Annotated in this window: 15 protein-coding genes; 12 read left to right on the plus strand and 3 right to left on the minus strand. The window is 68.3% G+C overall.

From position 1 onward, the window contains the following. The first annotated feature begins 56 nt into the window (after window positions 1-56). The 3 genes from ACIRQH_RS36610 to ACIRQH_RS36620 all read left to right on the plus strand — a co-directional run bounded on the left by ACIRQH_RS36610 (window position 57) and on the right by ACIRQH_RS36620 (window position 3,848). Window positions 57-944 (plus strand): FadR/GntR family transcriptional regulator, encoded by an 888-nt coding sequence (locus tag ACIRQH_RS36610; protein WP_388867645.1) that lies wholly within the window; start codon window positions 57-59, stop codon window positions 942-944. Window positions 945-1,360: 416 nt separating this feature from the next. Next, window positions 1,361-2,896, plus strand: a complete 1,536-nt coding sequence (locus ACIRQH_RS36615) for an RNA polymerase sigma factor (RefSeq protein WP_388867642.1) — start codon at window positions 1,361-1,363, stop codon at window positions 2,894-2,896. Between the two features lie 133 nt (window positions 2,897-3,029). After that, entirely contained in the window at window positions 3,030-3,848 is an 819-nt protein-coding gene (locus ACIRQH_RS36620) for a S1 family serine peptidase (protein ID WP_404229383.1), read from the plus strand. 109 nt (window positions 3,849-3,957) lie between these two features. Here the strand turns inward: ACIRQH_RS36620 and ACIRQH_RS36625 are convergent, their stop codons facing one another. Continuing rightward, window positions 3,958-4,188, minus strand: coding sequence for a hypothetical protein (locus tag ACIRQH_RS36625; protein ID WP_081219811.1), 231 nt, complete (start codon window positions 4,186-4,188; stop codon window positions 3,958-3,960). Window positions 4,189-4,631: 443 nt separating this feature from the next. Here ACIRQH_RS36625 and ACIRQH_RS36630 point away from each other — a divergent pair, with 443 nt between their 5' ends. Beyond that, window positions 4,632-6,755 (plus strand): DNA topoisomerase IV subunit B, encoded by a 2,124-nt coding sequence (locus ACIRQH_RS36630; protein WP_358819512.1) that lies wholly within the window; start codon window positions 4,632-4,634, stop codon window positions 6,753-6,755. An 85-nt stretch (window positions 6,756-6,840) separates the two neighbouring features. Here ACIRQH_RS36630 and ACIRQH_RS36635 read toward each other — a convergent pair whose 3' ends face one another. Next, window positions 6,841-6,966 (minus strand): hypothetical protein, encoded by a 126-nt coding sequence (locus ACIRQH_RS36635; protein ID WP_388867637.1) that lies wholly within the window; start codon window positions 6,964-6,966, stop codon window positions 6,841-6,843. A gap of 326 nt (window positions 6,967-7,292) precedes the next feature. Between ACIRQH_RS36635 and ACIRQH_RS36640 the strand changes: the two genes are divergently transcribed. The 5 genes from ACIRQH_RS36640 (at window position 7,293) to ACIRQH_RS36660 (ending at window position 11,834) form a co-directional block, all read left to right on the plus strand. Next, window positions 7,293-7,820: a DUF1453 domain-containing protein gene (locus tag ACIRQH_RS36640; protein ID WP_404229387.1), complete on the plus strand. Its 528-nt coding sequence runs from the start codon at window positions 7,293-7,295 to the stop codon at window positions 7,818-7,820. After that, complete coding sequence (locus ACIRQH_RS36645; protein WP_404229390.1) at window positions 7,817-8,968, plus strand: sensor histidine kinase; 1,152 nt, start codon at window positions 7,817-7,819, stop codon at window positions 8,966-8,968. The genes ACIRQH_RS36640 and ACIRQH_RS36645 overlap by 4 nt, the downstream gene beginning before the upstream one ends. Next, window positions 8,965-9,651, plus strand: a complete 687-nt coding sequence (locus ACIRQH_RS36650; RefSeq protein WP_388867628.1) for a response regulator — start codon at window positions 8,965-8,967, stop codon at window positions 9,649-9,651. Before ACIRQH_RS36645 ends, ACIRQH_RS36650 begins: the two co-directional genes overlap by 4 nt. A gap of 105 nt (window positions 9,652-9,756) precedes the next feature. Continuing rightward, entirely contained in the window at window positions 9,757-10,245 is a 489-nt protein-coding gene (locus ACIRQH_RS36655) for a DUF485 domain-containing protein (protein WP_358819508.1), read from the plus strand. Next, complete coding sequence (locus ACIRQH_RS36660) at window positions 10,242-11,834, plus strand: cation acetate symporter (protein WP_358819507.1); 1,593 nt, start codon at window positions 10,242-10,244, stop codon at window positions 11,832-11,834. Before ACIRQH_RS36655 ends, ACIRQH_RS36660 begins: the two co-directional genes overlap by 4 nt. An 84-nt stretch (window positions 11,835-11,918) precedes the next feature. Here ACIRQH_RS36660 and ACIRQH_RS36665 read toward each other — a convergent pair whose 3' ends face one another. Beyond that, a complete protein-coding gene (locus ACIRQH_RS36665) occupies window positions 11,919-12,611 on the minus strand; it encodes a response regulator (protein WP_358819506.1) in 693 nt (230 codons plus the stop codon). A 161-nt stretch (window positions 12,612-12,772) separates the two neighbouring features. On the opposite strand from ACIRQH_RS36665, the gene ACIRQH_RS36670 reads away from it, so the two are divergent. The 3 genes from ACIRQH_RS36670 (at window position 12,773) to ACIRQH_RS36680 (ending at window position 15,586) form a co-directional block, all read left to right on the plus strand. Next, window positions 12,773-13,588: an ABC transporter ATP-binding protein gene (locus ACIRQH_RS36670; RefSeq protein WP_355871373.1), complete on the plus strand. Its 816-nt coding sequence runs from the start codon at window positions 12,773-12,775 to the stop codon at window positions 13,586-13,588. Then, a complete protein-coding gene (locus ACIRQH_RS36675; protein WP_388867622.1) occupies window positions 13,578-14,441 on the plus strand; it encodes an ABC transporter permease in 864 nt (287 codons plus the stop codon). Before ACIRQH_RS36670 ends, ACIRQH_RS36675 begins: the two co-directional genes overlap by 11 nt. 83 nt (window positions 14,442-14,524) lie before the next feature. Further along, window positions 14,525-15,586: an ABC transporter substrate-binding protein gene (locus ACIRQH_RS36680; RefSeq protein ID WP_388933341.1), complete on the plus strand. Its 1,062-nt coding sequence runs from the start codon at window positions 14,525-14,527 to the stop codon at window positions 15,584-15,586. Window positions 15,587-15,606: the final 20 nt, after the last annotated feature.

Raw genomic sequence — 15,606 nt, forward strand, 5'->3', positions numbered from 1 at the left:
GTGTGCTTTTCACCAAAGACCTCAAGGGAGTTGGGGCGGGCGCCGACAAAAGACCCGTGAGTACCCTTGCGCAGACCATGATGACCGCCGCCCGCTCCTCCGACTCCGGCCTGGCAGGCCCGGGCGACCTCAACCGTTACCCCTATGCCGACGCTCCTGGTGTCGACCGCGTGAGCGCCCCCGTGTGGGAGAGCGCCGAGCCCGAGCTCGGGCGCGTGGGCCGACGCGCGGCGGGCAGCCGCGGACGCGGACTGCACGGCCAACTCGTCCAGCAGCTCGGTCAGATGATCGTCTCCGGAGACCTCGGCGCGGACCGTCCGCTCGTGCCCGAGGAGATCGGCCAGCGATTCGAGGTCTCCCGGACCGTCGTCCGTGAGTCGCTCCGTGTCCTTGAGGCCAAGGGGCTGGTCAGTGCCCGCCCGAACGTCGGCACGCGCGTGCGTCCCGTGAGCGACTGGAACCTTCTGGACCCGGACATCATCGAGTGGCGTGCCTTCGGCCCCCAGCGGGACGACCAGCGTCGCGAGCTGAGCGAGCTCCGCTGGACCATCGAGCCGCTCGCGGCGCGTCTGGCCGCCGGACACGGGCGGGAGGACATCCAGCAGCGGCTCGGCGACATGGTCGAGATCATGGGCCACGCCATGTCGCAGGGTGACTCCCTCACGTTCTCGCGGGCCGACGCCGAGTTCCACTCGCTGCTCATCCAGCTCGCGGGCAACCGGATGCTGGAGCACCTCTCCGGGATCGTGTCGTCCGCTCTTCAGGTCTCCGGAGCCCCGATCACGGGCTGTGACCGTCCGAACGAGGCCTCCCTGGGTCACCACGGCCGCATCGTGGACGCCCTCGCGGCTGCCGACGGCACGGCCGCCGAGACGGCGATGCGGCAGCTGCTCACGGTCCACCCCGAGGTGGAGCGCGTCGTGCCCGCTCCGCGCGAGCACTGATCGCGTACCGAGGGTGACGCGATCCGGGGCGGGCGCGTGTCCGGGTCATCGATCGGCCGGTGAAGTCATCTCTCCTTCCCGTCGGGACCCTGCCGGATCCTTCCCCGATCCGGCAGGGTCCCGACGGCGTGATCGCGTGGCGGACCATGGACTGACCTGGTCCGACCGGATCTGACCTCTTTTGAGCGCTTACGGGGTGTGACTCGGGCCACGTAGATTGGGCGTAACGCTCAACCGGGCAGCGCGATGACCTAAGAGGTGATAGTCGAGGAGGGAATACAGACGCCGTACATGGCGCTGTCCCTCTCCCCGGCATCCGCCCGCGCCGTCGGCCCATCCCCAAGTCGGCGGTCGTCGGTTCCTGTCCACAGCGGACGGAGCCGGAAGCCGTTTTTCAACGTTCCGAGAGGTTGTTCGTGTCGGCCAGCACATCCCGTACGCTCCCGCCGGAGATCGCCGAGTCCGTCTCTGTCATGGCGCTCATCGAGCGGGGAAAGGCTGAGGGGCAGATCGCCGGCGATGACGTGCGTCGGGCCTTCGAAGCTGACCAGATTCCGGCCACTCAGTGGAAGAACGTACTGCGCAGCCTCAACCAGATCCTCGAGGAAGAGGGTGTGACGCTGATGGTCAGTGCCGCGGAGCCCAAGCGCACCCGAAAGAGCGTCGCAGCGAAGAGTCCGGCCAAGCGCACCGCCACCAAGACAGTGGCGGCGAAGACGGTGACCGCCAAGAAGGCCACCGCCACCGCGGCTCCGGCCGCCCTCGCGGGCGACCCGGCCGAGGACGAGTCCGGCGGCAAGACAGCTGCCGCCAAGAAGACGACGGCGAAGAAGGCCGTCGCCAAGAAGACGGTCGCCAAGAAGACCGCGGCCAAGAAGACCACCGCCAAGAAGGACGATGCCGAGCTCGTCGACGACGAGGCGGCCGAGGAGACCCCGGCCAAGGCCGGCGAGGAGGAAGAGGAGGGAGCCGAGAACAAGGGCTTCGTCCTCTCCGACGACGACGAGGACGACGCGCCCGCCCAGCAGGTCGCCGTGGCCGGTGCCACCGCCGACCCGGTCAAGGACTACCTCAAGCAGATCGGCAAGGTCCCGCTGCTCAACGCCGAGCAGGAGGTCGAGCTCGCCAAGCGCATCGAGGCCGGTCTGTTCGCCGAGGACAAGCTGGCCAACGCCGACAAGCTCGCTCCCAAGCTCAAGCGCGAGCTGGAGATCATCGCCGAGGACGGCCGCCGCGCCAAGAACCACCTCCTGGAGGCCAACCTCCGTCTGGTGGTCTCCCTGGCCAAGCGCTACACCGGCCGCGGCATGCTCTTCCTGGACCTCATCCAGGAGGGCAACCTCGGTCTGATCCGCGCGGTCGAGAAGTTCGACTACACCAAGGGCTACAAGTTCTCGACGTACGCCACCTGGTGGATTCGTCAGGCGATCACCCGCGCCATGGCCGACCAGGCCCGCACCATCCGTATCCCGGTGCACATGGTCGAGGTCATCAACAAGCTCGCGCGCGTGCAGCGTCAGATGCTCCAGGACCTGGGCCGTGAGCCCACCCCGGAGGAGCTGGCCAAGGAACTCGACATGACCCCTGAGAAGGTCATCGAGGTCCAGAAGTACGGCCGCGAGCCCATTTCGCTGCACACCCCGCTGGGCGAGGACGGTGACAGCGAGTTCGGTGACCTCATCGAGGACTCCGAGGCCGTCGTCCCGGCCGACGCGGTCAGCTTCACGCTCCTGCAGGAGCAGCTGCACTCCGTTCTCGACACCCTGTCCGAGCGCGAGGCGGGCGTCGTCTCGATGCGCTTCGGTCTCACCGACGGTCAGCCGAAGACCCTCGACGAGATCGGCAAGGTGTACGGCGTGACCCGCGAGCGGATCCGCCAGATCGAGTCCAAGACCATGTCGAAGCTTCGTCACCCGTCGCGCTCGCAGGTGCTGCGCGACTACCTCGACTAGGCCTCGGCCGAACGTCACCGAGGGCCCGGTTTCCCGCAAGGGAGCCGGGCCCTCGGTGTGTGCGCGGCGTGCGTCCCCGTGTCCGCTGGATCACTGTGGGTGTTCCATGGTCATCCCAGTGTGAGGAGCGCGCATGCGTCGTCCCTTTGCCCCCGTCCTGGCCCTTGCGGCCGCCGCAGCGGTGATACCGCTGACCTCCCCCGCCCACGCAGCGGTCGACAGTGTTGTCGTCGGCAGCTACCCGGTCCAGATCTCCGAGAGCCCATGGACGGTCGCGCTGTCCAGCCGTGACCGGTTCGGAGGTACGCGCGCGGGACAGTTCTGCGGAGGAGTGGTCATCGGCCCGACCACCGTCCTGACCGCCGCCCACTGTCTGGGCAGCGACGTGCTGGGCGCGCCACCACGTGAAGCTCGCGATCTGAGGGTCATCGCCGGCCGCGGGGACCTGCTGGGCAGTGACGGGAAGGAGATCCCGGTACGCCATATCTGGGTCAATCCGCACTATGACAGCGACACGAACTCCGGTGACTTCGGCGTGCTGACGCTCTCCGAGCCGCTGCCCGCCGCTTCGGTGATCCGCATGGCGCCCTCCGGAGATCCCGCCTACGAGGCCGGGACAGCCGCCAAGGTCTACGGCTGGGGCGACACGACCGGGGGCGGCGACTACGCGCGCAACCTGCGGGCCGCGGACGTGCACGTGCTGTCCGACGACGCCTGCAAGCGGGCGTACCCGGGGAGTGCGGACGGCACGTACGACGCTGCGTCCATGGTGTGCGCCGGCGAACCCGGGGGCGGCCGGGACGCCTGCCAGGGGGACAGTGGTGGGCCACTGGTCGCCCACGGACGCCTCATCGGTCTGGTGTCCTGGGGAAGCGGCTGTGGGCGCCCTGGGAGCCCCGGCGTCTATACGCGGGTGGCCGAGGCCGCCCAAGCGCTCGGAGGCGCTCACTGAGGCCTTCAGGCGCCGTGGTACGAGTGTGGGCGGTCACTCCCTGGAGTCCAGGAAGCGACCGCCCACTCACCGGCCTGTCGCCGGCACCCGCTCGTCGTTGATGCGAAGGTCAGTGTTCTTCGTCGTTGACGCTTTCGGGAGCGGACGTGAGCCGCTCCGTCTCGTCCTGTATCTCAGCGGCGATCTTCTTGAGTTCCGGCTCGAACTTGCGACCGTGATGGGCGCAGAAGAGCAGTTCTCCGCCGCTCAGGAGGACGACGCGCAGATATGCCTGGGCGCCGCAACGGTCGCAGCGGTCAGCGGCCGTCAGCGGGCTCGCGGGGGTCAGAACAGTAGTCACGTCGCCTCTTCTCTAGCTCGACGAGCTGTCGTACCAGGGTCAACATCCAACCAGGCCGAAAACGTTCCCGCTCGCGGCTTTTCCTCGAAATTTTCTTTCGAGGCGGCTGTCTGCTGCCGGTTGGCGGCGAATGAGCCGTATTGCGTGTCTTCGTGTCTGTACGGGTTCGCGCTGTCTGTCGGGGGGTCGGTCCTCCCGGCTGGGTTGCCGGTTGTTGATGAGGACGTGCCCGGAGCCTAAATGGTTCATGCCTCGAAGGGAACGTGATATGTACTTCACTCCATCGAGGGATCGAACACCCATACGACCCTGGACTAGTGTGAGTTTAGTGCGAGGGTGGCGTTACAACGGCTCTACCAGGCCTCGGTACCCTCTGAGCGGCAACCGAAGCCGGGCCCTTACCCAAAAGGGTCCCACCTGAAATTCAGCGAGGAGCGAACCGCGTGACCGCCGAGACGTCCGTGCCGTCCACAGCGCTGCTGACCGGAGCAGACCGGGACGGTTCCAACTACACCGCGCGGCACCTGCTCGTCCTTGAGGGGCTCGAAGCCGTCCGCAAGCGCCCTGGCATGTACATCGGCTCGACCGACAGTCGTGGCTTGATGCACTGCCTCTGGGAGATCATCGACAACTCCGTGGACGAGGCCCTCGGGGGGTACTGCGACCACATCGACGTGATCCTGCACGACGACGGCTCCGTCGAGGTGAAGGACAACGGCCGTGGCATCCCCGTCGACGTGGAGCCCAAGACGGGGCTCTCCGGCGTCGAGGTCGTCATGACCAAGCTGCACGCCGGTGGAAAGTTCGGAGGCGGCTCGTACGCGGCCTCCGGCGGTCTGCACGGCGTGGGCGCCTCCGTGGTGAACGCCCTCTCCGCCCGTCTGGACGTCGAGGTGGACCGCAGCGGCAACACGCATGCGGTGAGCTTCCGGCGCGGGACCCCCGGAGCCTTCAAGGCCGACGGGCCCGACTCGGCCTTCGACGCGACGACCGGGCTGCGCAAGGTCAAGCGGGTCCCGAAGAACCGCACGGGTACGCGCGTGCGCTACTGGGCGGACCGCCAGATCTTCCTCAAGGATGCCAAGCTCTCCCTGGAGCACCTCCACCAGCGCGCCCGCCAGACCGCTTTCCTGGTTCCGGGGCTCACCATCGTCGTCCGCGACGAGTTCGGGCTGGGTGAGGGCGGCAGCAAGGGTGAGGAGTCGTTCCGCTTCGACGGCGGAATCAGCGAGTTCTGCGAGTACCTGGCCAGCGACAAGCCGGTGTGCGACGTGCTCCGCTTCTCCGGGCAGGGCACCTTCAAGGAGACCGTGCCCGTCCTCGACGAGCACGGGCAGATGACCCCGACCGAGGTCACCCGTGAACTCGGCGTCGACGTCGCGATGCGCTGGGGCACCGGATACGACACGACCCTCAGGTCCTTCGTGAACATCATCGCCACCCCCAAGGGTGGCACTCACGTCGCCGGCTTCGAGCAGGCCGTGGCCAAGACGATGAACGAGGTCCTGCGGGCCAAGAAGATGCTCCGGGTCGCCGAGGACGACATCGTCAAGGACGACGCCCTGGAGGGCCTCACCGTCGTCGTCACCGTGCGTCTCGCCGAACCCCAGTTCGAGGGGCAGACAAAGGAGGTCCTCGGGACCTCGGCGGCCCGCCGCATCGTGACCAACGTGGTGAGCAAGGAACTCAAGGCCTTCCTGACCACCACGAAGCGTGATGCCGCGGCCCAGGCGCGCGTCGTCATGGAGAAGGCCGTATCGGCCGCCCGTACGCGGATCGCCGCCCGTCAGCACAAGGACGCGCAGCGCCGGAAGACGGCCCTGGAGTCCTCCTCGCTGCCCGCCAAGCTCGCCGACTGCCGCAGCGACGACGTGGGGCGCAGCGAACTGTTCATCGTCGAGGGCGACTCCGCACTCGGTACGGCGAAGCTGGCCAGGAACTCCGAATTCCAGGCGCTGCTGCCGATCCGGGGCAAGATCCTCAACGTTCAGAAGGCGTCCGTCACGGACATGCTGAAGAACGCCGAGTGCGGCGCGATCATCCAGGTCATAGGAGCCGGGTCCGGCCGGACCTTCGACATCGACGCGGCGCGTTACGGGAAGATCATCCTTCTCGTCGACGCCGATGTGGACGGCGCGCACATCCGGATCCTGCTGCTGACCCTCTTCCAGCGCTACATGCGGCCCATGGTCGAGGCGGGGCGGGTGTTCGCGGCGGTGCCGCCGCTGCACCGGATCGAGCTCAGCCAGCCCAAGAAGGGGCAGGACAAGTACGTCTACACGTACTCGGACCGTGAGCTGCGGGAGACGCTGCTCGAGTTCCAGCGCAAGGGTGTGCGCTACAAGGACTCGATCCAGCGGTACAAGGGTCTCGGTGAGATGGACGCCGATCAGTTGGCCGAGACGACGATGGATCCGCGTTACCGGACGCTGCGGCGGATCAACATCTCCGACCTGGATGCTTCCGAGCAAGTGTTCGACTTGCTGATGGGTAACGACGTGGCTCCGCGCAAGGAGTTCATCTCCAGCTCGGCCGCGACGTTGGACCGGTCGCGCATCGACGCGTAGCCCTCCGGGTGCTTGAGGGTCCTGGTGCCGTCTCGGTCCGGTGAGCGTCGGGGCCGTACTTGTACATCCGTCCGTCGCCGTTGGGTCAGACGTGGGCGGAGATGCGGGAGCTGCTCGATCCGGTCGGGAGCGACGGAGGTGCGTCGTCGGGCACGGGCAGGTCCTCGCCCTCCTCGACACCGCGCTCCCACGGCGTGTGATGTACCGCCACGGCCCGCCACACCGCATGCCGGATGCGGGCCGCATGTGGCTGGGATTCCAGCTCCTCCGGTGATTGAGGACGGGGTGTGGGCGGCGCCCCGAGTTCGGGGTTCCGCCCTCACCGGCCCCGGGTTGGGGGCAGGGGGGACGAAGCTCTTGGCCGGCCCGTGCCCTGGTCAGGGGCGGGGCTCCACCCGAGGGTGGAGGTGCGGGGTCGTGGAGGATCCACCCGCGATCCACCTGTGCTCCGATCTGCCGAGCGGGCGATTTCCGTAGCGTCGTGGATGTCGGCAGCACCCGCCGCCGACATCCACTCCTCGCCCACGGAGGCCGTGCATGTCCGGGCTCATGAACGCAGTCGTGATCTGCGCCGTCGCCGTCCTCGTGATCGCGCGCCAGTTCCGTCCCCGCCGGATCGGCACGGACAGGCGTTGGTGGCTCGTGCCCGCTGTTCTTGCCTTCATCGCCCTGCGCGAACCAGGCCTGATCGACCCGCATCACCGGGTCGAGGCGTCTGTACTGCTCGGCACCGAGCTGGTGATCGGGTTGGCCATCGGAGCCGGCTGGGCGTGGACGACCCGGATATGGACCGAGCCGGACGGCGCTCTGTGGAGCAGGAGCACCAAAGCGAGCGGTGCCATCTGGATCGGGGGGATATGCCTGCGCGGCGGACTCTTCGGCCTCGGCGCGCTGCTGGGCGTGCACCAGGACTCCGCCGCCCTGATGCTCGGACTGGCGGCCACCCTGCTGGTTCGTGCCGGCGTGGTGAAGTGGCGGGCGCAGTCCCTGCAGCCGACGGCGTACGGACAGGCCCCGGCGTACGGTGACGGCGTGCCTCAGGCCCGGTGGAAGGAGCGCGTGTGACCGACAACGCGTGGACACGATGGCCTTCCCGGGAGGCCCTCTCGCGAGAGGGCGTGCACACGGCCCGCCGCGTGCTCGGCCGCGTCACGCGCTCCATCGCTCTCGGAATCCTCATCGCGACGACCCTCACGAACACCGAGCTGAACGGATGGGCCCTCGCCGGAGGCGCCGTCGGCATCGTGGTGTGCGGGTTCCTCGCCTGGGCTTTCTGGCAGACCACGCTCGAGAACCGTCTGCTGCCCTCCCTGGGGCTGCTCGCCGCTCTGCTGACGATCGCCACGGTGGGGCAGGGCGTGGGGTTCCGGGTTCCGTCTCTCGTCCTGCTGTGCGGCTGCGCCGTCAGTGCCATCGAACGGTTGCCCCTCGCGTACGCGCTGCCCGCCACGGCGGTTGCCCTGTCCGCATTCGCCGCGGTCAACAACGACGCCTGGCTGACCACTGCTGCCACCACGACCGGCCTGGCCCTCGCCGGGTACGTCCTGCGCCTCGACGCGGAGGCGCGAGGGAGTGCGCAGCGGCTGCTGGCTCAGGAGCGTGCGGCACGGGTGGCAGAGGCGGAGTCGGCGGCTCTCGCGGAGCGTGCCCGGATCGCTCGGGAGATCCACGACGTGCTCGCCCACAGCCTGTCCGCGCAGTTGGTGCACCTCGAGGCGGCGCGGCTGCTGATCGAGAGGGGCGCGGACCAGGAGACGGTTCTCGAACGGGTCGTGGCGGCCAGGGGCATGGCCCGCGAGGGGCTCGCGGAGACCCGGCAGGCACTCTCCGCGCTACGGGGTGAGATGTCTCCGGTGGAGGACTTTCTCGGCGAGCTCGTCATCACCAATGAACGGGCCGACGTCACCGTGACGGGCGAACGTCAGCTGCTGCCGACGGAGGCGTCGCAGGCGGTGCGCAGGGTCGCTCAGGAGGCGCTGACGAACGTACGCAAGCATGCTCCGGGCGCCAAGGTCCACATCCGGCTGGACTACGGCGAGCACGAAGTGACCCTGGATGTGAGGGACTCGGGAGGAAAGCCGGGCGAGCTCAGCGGTTCGGGAGCCGGGTACGGTCTGCTGGGCATGCGGGAGCGTGCCGAGCTGCTGGGCGGCTCGCTGGAGGCCGGGCCGGGCGAGGAGGGGTTCGTGGTGACGTTGAGGGTGCCCGTATGACCGAGCGGGAGGAAGCCGGGAAGCCGGCCCGAGTCGTCGTGGCGGACGATCAGACGGTCGTGCGTGAGGGCATCGTGATGTTGCTGGGCCTCTTGCCCGGGATCGAGGTCGTCGGCGCCGCCGGTGACGGGAACGAAGCGGTGGAGCTGGTGGCCAGCCTCGCGCCGGACGTCGTGCTGATGGACCTGCGGATGCCCCGCTGCGACGGAGTCGAGGCGACCCGGCGCATCCGTTCCGAGCACCCGGGAACGCAGGTGGTGGTCCTGACGACGTACGCCGACGACGAGTCGCTGTTCCCCGCGCTCAGAGCGGGAGCCCGCGGCTATCTCACCAAGGACGCCGGGGGTGACGAGATCGTGAGGGCCGTGGAGAGTGTGCTCTCCGGGGACGCGGGCCTGTCGCCGAGCGTGCAACGAAGACTGCTGGAGCGTCTGTCGGATCCGCAACCGGAGCCCGGCCCGCCGCCGGAGGCGCCTGACGGCCTCACGTCGCGCGAGACCGAGGTGCTCCTGCTGATCGCCGAGGGGCTCAGCAATCAGGAGATCGCCCGGACACTCCATGTGTCCACGGCCACGGTGAAGACCCACATCAACAACCTCTTCGCCAAGACAGGACTCAAGGACCGTGCTCAAGCAGTCCGTTACGCCTATGGGAAGGGTCTCGTACGGCCACCGGCGGGCTGAGTCACCTGATGGGGTGAAGAGCGCAGGGAGAAGAGTCCGGGATCTTCCCGATCTGCACATCCTTGGGTACGCGGCTGAAAACGGGTCGCGGACAAGGAGAGTTCGGTGGAGAAGCACGACGGCGGCGACACCGGGGAGGTCCGGTTCGACGACCCCTGGTACGACGCGCTGGCTTCCGGTTGGGGTGAGTTGGACGGCACGGGGGCACCCGCTCCGGCCGTGCCGCCTGCCCGCTCGGAGCACGACGGACGGGCGGGCGGGGCGGCCGACGTCTATCTGGAGGTGCAGCGAAGTGCTGCCTTCCAGGAAGTGCGCAGCCGGTACCGCAGGTTCGTGATCCCGGCCGTCGCCGTCTTCTTCCCCTGGTACGTGGGCTATGTGGTGACCGCGACGACGGCGCCGGGGTTCATGGCACGGCCGGTGGCCGGTGCGGTGAACGTGGCGCTGATCGCGGGGCTCGGGCAGTTCCTCACGACGTTCGTGCTGGCCTGGGCGTACGCACGGCACGCCCGGTTGCGCAGGGACCGGGCCGCGCTGGACCTGCGCTGGGACACCCAGGAGCTGACGCGCAACGTCAGAGGTGGTGACCGGTGAGCGGGAACCATCAGACCCTGGCGCTGCTGCTGTTCAGCGCGTTCGTCGCGGTGACGCTGGCCATCACGACGTGGGTGAGCCGCAACCGGCACGGTTCGGCGGAGGAGTTCTATGCCGGCGGGCGGTTGTTCTCGCCGATGGAGAATGGTTTTGCCATCTCCGGGGACTACATGTCGGCCGCGTCGTTCCTCGGCGTCACAGGACTCATCGCCCTCTACGGCTACGACGGCCTGCTGTACGTCGTGGGCTTCCTGGTGGCCTGGCTGGTCGTGTTGTTCCTGGTCGCCGAACTGGTGCGCAACTGCGGCCGGTTCACGCTCGCCGACGTCGTCGCCGCCCGCATGAGTGAGCGACCGGTGCGGATCGCGGCGGGAACGTCCTCCGTAACGGTGTCTGTTCTCTATCTGGTGGCGCAGATGGTGGGCGCGGGCAGCCTGGTCTCGTTGCTGCTCGGAGGCACGAGCGAGGCGGCGCGGAACTGGACGGTCGTCGGGGTCGGCGCGCTCATGGTGATCTATGTGTCGATGGGAGGGATGCGGGCGACCACGTGGATCCAGATCGTCAAGGCGGTTCTGCTGCTGGGCGGGACCGTCGCCCTCACCGCCCTCGTCCTGGTGCGCTTCCACGGGGACTTCAATGAGTTGCTGCGTTCCGCCGCGGCGCGCAGCGGACACGGCAAAGCCTTCCTCGTGCCCGGGCTGAGGTACGGCGGGGACTGGACGGCGCGCTTCGACTTCATGAGCCTCGGGCTCGCGCTGGTTCTCGGGACGGCCGGACTGCCGCACATCCTGTCGCGCTTCTACACCGTGCCGACGGCACGGGCCGCCCGCCGCTCGGTGGTGTGGGCGATCGGACTCATCGGCGGCTTCTACCTGATGACCATCGTGCTGGGCTTCGGCGCGGCGGCGATCGTCGGTCCTGAGGCGGTCCGCGGATCGAACGCGGCGGGCAACACCGCCGTTCCGCTGCTGGCCCTCGATCTCGGCGGCGGAGTCGACTCCACGGGTGGAACGGTTCTGTTCGCGGTCGTCGCCGCCATCGCCTTCGCCACCATTCTCGCGGTCGTCGCCGGGATCACGCTGGCGTCCTCGGCGGCAGTGGCCCACGACCTGTACGCCTCGATGCGCCGACGGCACGCTAAGCCGCGCAGCGAGGTCGCCGTGGCGCGTGCGGCGTCGGTCGGGATCGGCGTGGTCGCCATCGCCCTGGGGCTTCTGGCCCGCGATCTGAACGTGGCCTTCCTGGTGGGCCTCGCCTTTGCGGTCGCCGCGTCCGCGAACCTGCCCGTGCTGCTGTACTCCCTGTTCTGGCGCAACTTCACGACCCGCGGAGCCGTGTGGGCCGTATACGGCGGACTCGTGCCCTCGCTGCTGCTCGTGCTGTTGTCCCCGGTGGTGTCCGGGAGTCCCGGATCGCTCTTCCCTGGCGTGGACTTCCAGTACTTCCCGCTGGAGAACCCCGGGCTCGTCTCGATTCCCCTCGGCTTCGTCGCGGGCTGGCTCGGCACGGTCACCTCGCACGAACCGCCGGACGAGGCCAAGCACGCCGAGATCGAGGTCCGCGCGCTCACCGGCGCCGGGGCCGTCTGAGAGGGGTCGAGCAGGTCACCACCCCGGGTGGAACGGCCCTGCGCTCTCCGCGGCTCGGCCGAAGGACCTGCGCCTCACGTCGGGCTAGGGCGATACCCAGGCGTAGCGGTGTTCCGGGCGGCCCGTGTCGCCGTACTTGAGAGAGAGACGCAGGCGGCCGGCCTGTTCCAGGTGGCGCAGGTAGCGCTGGGCGGTGGACCTGCTGAGGCCCGTCTCGGCGGCCACCTCGTGGGCCGACAGGGGCTGGTGCGCGCGGTGCAGTACGCCGCAGATGAGGTCCGTGGTCGGCTCCGAGTGGCCGCTGGGCAGCCCTGGAGAGGACGGTGCGGGGGCGGCACGCAGGGCGCCGAACATCCGGTCGACCTGCTCCTGGCCGGTCACACTCCGGCCACCCACCCGGTCAACCGTGCGGCGAAGGGCGGCGTACGAGTCGAGGCGGGTGCGCAGCGCGGTGAAGGTGAACGGCTTGACCAGGTAGTGGACGGCGCCCAGACGCATCGCGGCCCGGACGGTCGTCACGTCGCTGGCCGCGGTGATCATGATGACGTCGGTGCCGTGACCTCGTTCGCGCATCCGGTGGACGAGTTCCAGACCTGTCAGGTCCGGCAGGTAGTGGTCGAGCAGCACCAGGTCGACGGGCGCGCGCTCTACGGCGGCCAGGGCCTGGGCAGCGCTGTGTGCGCGGGCGGCCACCCGGAATCCGGGAACCTTCCCCACGTAGCGCGCGTTGATCTCGGCGACGCGGAAGTCGTCGTCGACGACCAGGACGTCAATCATCTGGCCTCTTTCTCTCAAGGCCTGGCGAGCGTTAAGCCCGTGTTTCGGCTCCGCTGTTGTAGCGCGAGCAAAACGAGCACAACAGCCCCTTGCAAGCAGAAGTCGGCCTTGCGCCCAGAAGACTGATGCTGTGGCCCGCGCCACATCTACGGTCCCGGCCCATGAGCGCAGACACCAGCCCCGCCATCGAGCTGCGGGGCGCGAGCAAGATCTTCAAGACCCCGTCGGGGGGTCTGCACACCGCTGTGCGGGAACTCGACCTGACCGTCGGACGCGGCGAGTTCGTCGCCGTCGTCGGCCCCACCGGCTGTGGAAAGTCCACCACGCTGACCCTGGTGAGCGGTCTGGAGGAGCCCACCGAGGGCGAGGTCCTGGTCACCGGGGAGCCCGTCGCCGGCGTCGGGAACAAGGTCGGTTTCGTCTTCCAGCAGGACGCCACCTTCCCCTGGCGCACGGTCCTGTCCAACGTGATGGCGGGGCCCCGCTTCCGGGGCGTGCCCAAGGCCGAGGCCAAGGAGCGGGCCCGCGAGTGGCTGTCCCGGGTCGGTCTGACGGCCTTCGAGGACCGCTACCCGCACCAGCTGTCCGGCGGTCAGCGTAAGCGCGTCGCTCTCGCGGCGACTTTCGTCAACGATCCCGAGATCCTCCTCATGGACGAGCCGTTCTCGGCGCTCGACGTGCAGACCCGGGCGCTGATGTCCGACGAACTTCTCGAACTGTGGGAGGGCACCGGCGCCTCGGTCGTCTTCGTCACCCACGACCTGGAGGAGTCCATCGCGCTCGCCGACAAGGTCGTCGTGATGACCGCGGGCCCCGCCACCGTGAAGCAGGTCTTCGACATCGACCTGCCACGACCTCGCAAGGTCGAATCGGTGCGCCTCGAACCACGGTTCATCGAGATCTACCGCGAGATCTGGGAATCTCTCGGCGAAGAGGTCCGCATCACCCGTGAGAGGGGTGCCGCCGATGTCGCCTGAACTTCTCAGCACTCCGGTCGTCGACACGGTGAAGGTGCCGGGCCGCGAGCAGTCCCGCGTCCGTGCCGCGCGCAAGCGCAAGATCATGGTGAACGCCGCCCGCGTCGTGCTCCTGATCGCCGTCCTCGGCCTCTGGGAAGTGCTCTCGCGGGCCAAGGTCATCGACCCGTTCAACTTCTCGATGCCCTCGAAGATCTGGGACCAGACCTACACCTGGATGACCCACGGGACCGCGCTCGGTTCCCTCGGCGAGCAGATCTGGTACACGCTGTACGAAGCGCTGCTCGGCTGGATCATCGGTGTCGTCGCGGGTGTGGTGTTCGGCATCGCGCTGGGGCGGATCACCTTGCTCGCAGACGTACTTGGTCCATACATCAAGGTGCTCAACTCCATACCGAGGATCGTCCTCGCCCCCATCTTCGTCATCTGGTTCGGCCTCGGGCCGGCTTCCAAGATCGCCTCGGCCGTGGTGCTGGTCTTCTTCCCGGTGTTCTTCAACGCCTTCCAAGGCGCCCGGGAGGTCGACCGCAACCTGGTCGCCAACGCCCGGATCCTCGGCGCGAGCGACCGGCGCGTGACACTCCAGGTCGTCATCCCGTCCGCGACGTCGTGGATCTTCACCAGCCTCCATGTCAGTTTCGGCTTCGCCCTCATCGGCGCGATCGTCGGCGAGTACATCGGCGCGACCAAGGGCATAGGCCTGCTCGTCGCCCAGTCGCAGGGGACCTTCAACGCGGCCGGCGTGTACGCCGCGATGCTCATCCTCGCCGTCGTCGCCCTCCTCGCCGAGGGACTGCTGACCTTCGCCGAGCGCCGCATCTTCCGCTGGAAGCCGTCGGATTCCGACCGCTGACCCGCCGCTGACCTGCCGCGGGCCCGCACGGCCCGTGACCTGCACCCGTACTGCTCCTGAACTTTCACAAGGACGTGAACCGCATGCGCATCACCGCCCGGTACTCCGCGTTGGCAGCCGCCGGACTGCTCGCTCTCACCTCGCTCACCGCCTGCGCCAATGACGCGGCCAGTTCGACGGCCGACTCCGGCAGCGGCGGTGGAGGCGGCAAGGGGGAGCACGTCAAGATCATGGTCGGCGGCCTCGACAAGGTCATCTACATGCCCGCGATGCTCACGCAGCGGCTCGGCTACTTCCAGGACGAGGGTCTCGACGTCCAGCTCCTCAGTGAGCCGGCCGGTGTCCAGGCCGAGACGGCCCTCGTGTCCGGACAGGTGCAGGCGGCCGTCGGCTTCTACGACCACACGCTCGACCTGCAGACCAAGGGCAAGGCGGTCGAGTCCGTCGTGCAGTTCTCGCACGCTCCCGGTGAGGTGGAGATCGTCTCCAGCAAGCGGGCGGGTGACATCACTTCGCCCAAGGACTTCAAGGGCACGAAGCTCGGAGTCACGGGGCTCGGGTCCTCGACCGACTTCCTCACCAAGTACCTCGCGGTGAAGAACGGCGTGAAGGTGAGCGAGTTCACGCCGGTCGCCGTCGGCGCCGGACCCACGTTCGTCTCGGCTCTACAGCAGGGTGCGATCGACGGCGGCATGACGACCGATCCCACCGTCGCGACCGTCATGGCGAAGAAGCTCGGCAAGGTGCTCGTCGACATGCGGACGCCCGAGGGCTCGCAGGCGGCGCTCGGCGGGCCCTACCCCTCGTCCAGCCTCTACATGCAGACGGACTGGGCGAATGGCCACAAGGAGACGGTCCAGAAGCTGGCCAACGCCTTCGTGAAGACGCTTCAGTGGATGTCCACGCACAGTGCGTCCGACATCGCCGCCAAGATGCCCGCGGACTACTCCCAGGGCGACAAGAAGCTGTACGCCGAGGCCATCCAGAGCACGCTCCCGATGTTCACCAAGGACGGTGTGATGCCCAAGAACGGTCCGGAGACCGTCGAGAAGGTCCTCAAGGCGTTCAACCCCAACATCCAGAACACCGATGTGGACCTGAGCAAGACGTACACGACGGAGTTCGTGGACAAGGCCGCCAACTGATCCCGCGGGCGCAGGCCGCC

Origin of the sequence: Streptomyces sp. NPDC102279 (genome assembly GCF_044766365.1) — a bacterium.
Lineage (GTDB): Bacteria > Actinomycetota > Actinomycetes > Streptomycetales > Streptomycetaceae > Streptomyces.

Bases quoted from the DNA above. Each gene is read 5' to 3' on its own strand.
- ACIRQH_RS36675 (WP_388867622.1), top strand. From the start codon at position 13,578: ATGTCGCCTGAACTTCTCAGCACTCCGGTCGTCGACACGGTGAAGGTG.
- ACIRQH_RS36680 (WP_388933341.1), top strand. From the start codon at position 14,525: ATGCGCATCACCGCCCGGTACTCCGCGTTGGCAGCCGCCGGACTGCTC.
- ACIRQH_RS36650 (WP_388867628.1), top strand. From the start codon at position 8,965: ATGACCGAGCGGGAGGAAGCCGGGAAGCCGGCCCGAGTCGTCGTGGCG.
- ACIRQH_RS36620 (WP_404229383.1), top strand. From the start codon at position 3,030: ATGCGTCGTCCCTTTGCCCCCGTCCTGGCCCTTGCGGCCGCCGCAGCG.
- ACIRQH_RS36670 (WP_355871373.1), top strand. From the start codon at position 12,773: ATGAGCGCAGACACCAGCCCCGCCATCGAGCTGCGGGGCGCGAGCAAG.
- ACIRQH_RS36640 (WP_404229387.1), top strand. From the start codon at position 7,293: ATGTCCGGGCTCATGAACGCAGTCGTGATCTGCGCCGTCGCCGTCCTC.
- ACIRQH_RS36665 (WP_358819506.1), bottom strand. From the start codon at position 12,611: ATGATTGACGTCCTGGTCGTCGACGACGACTTCCGCGTCGCCGAGATC.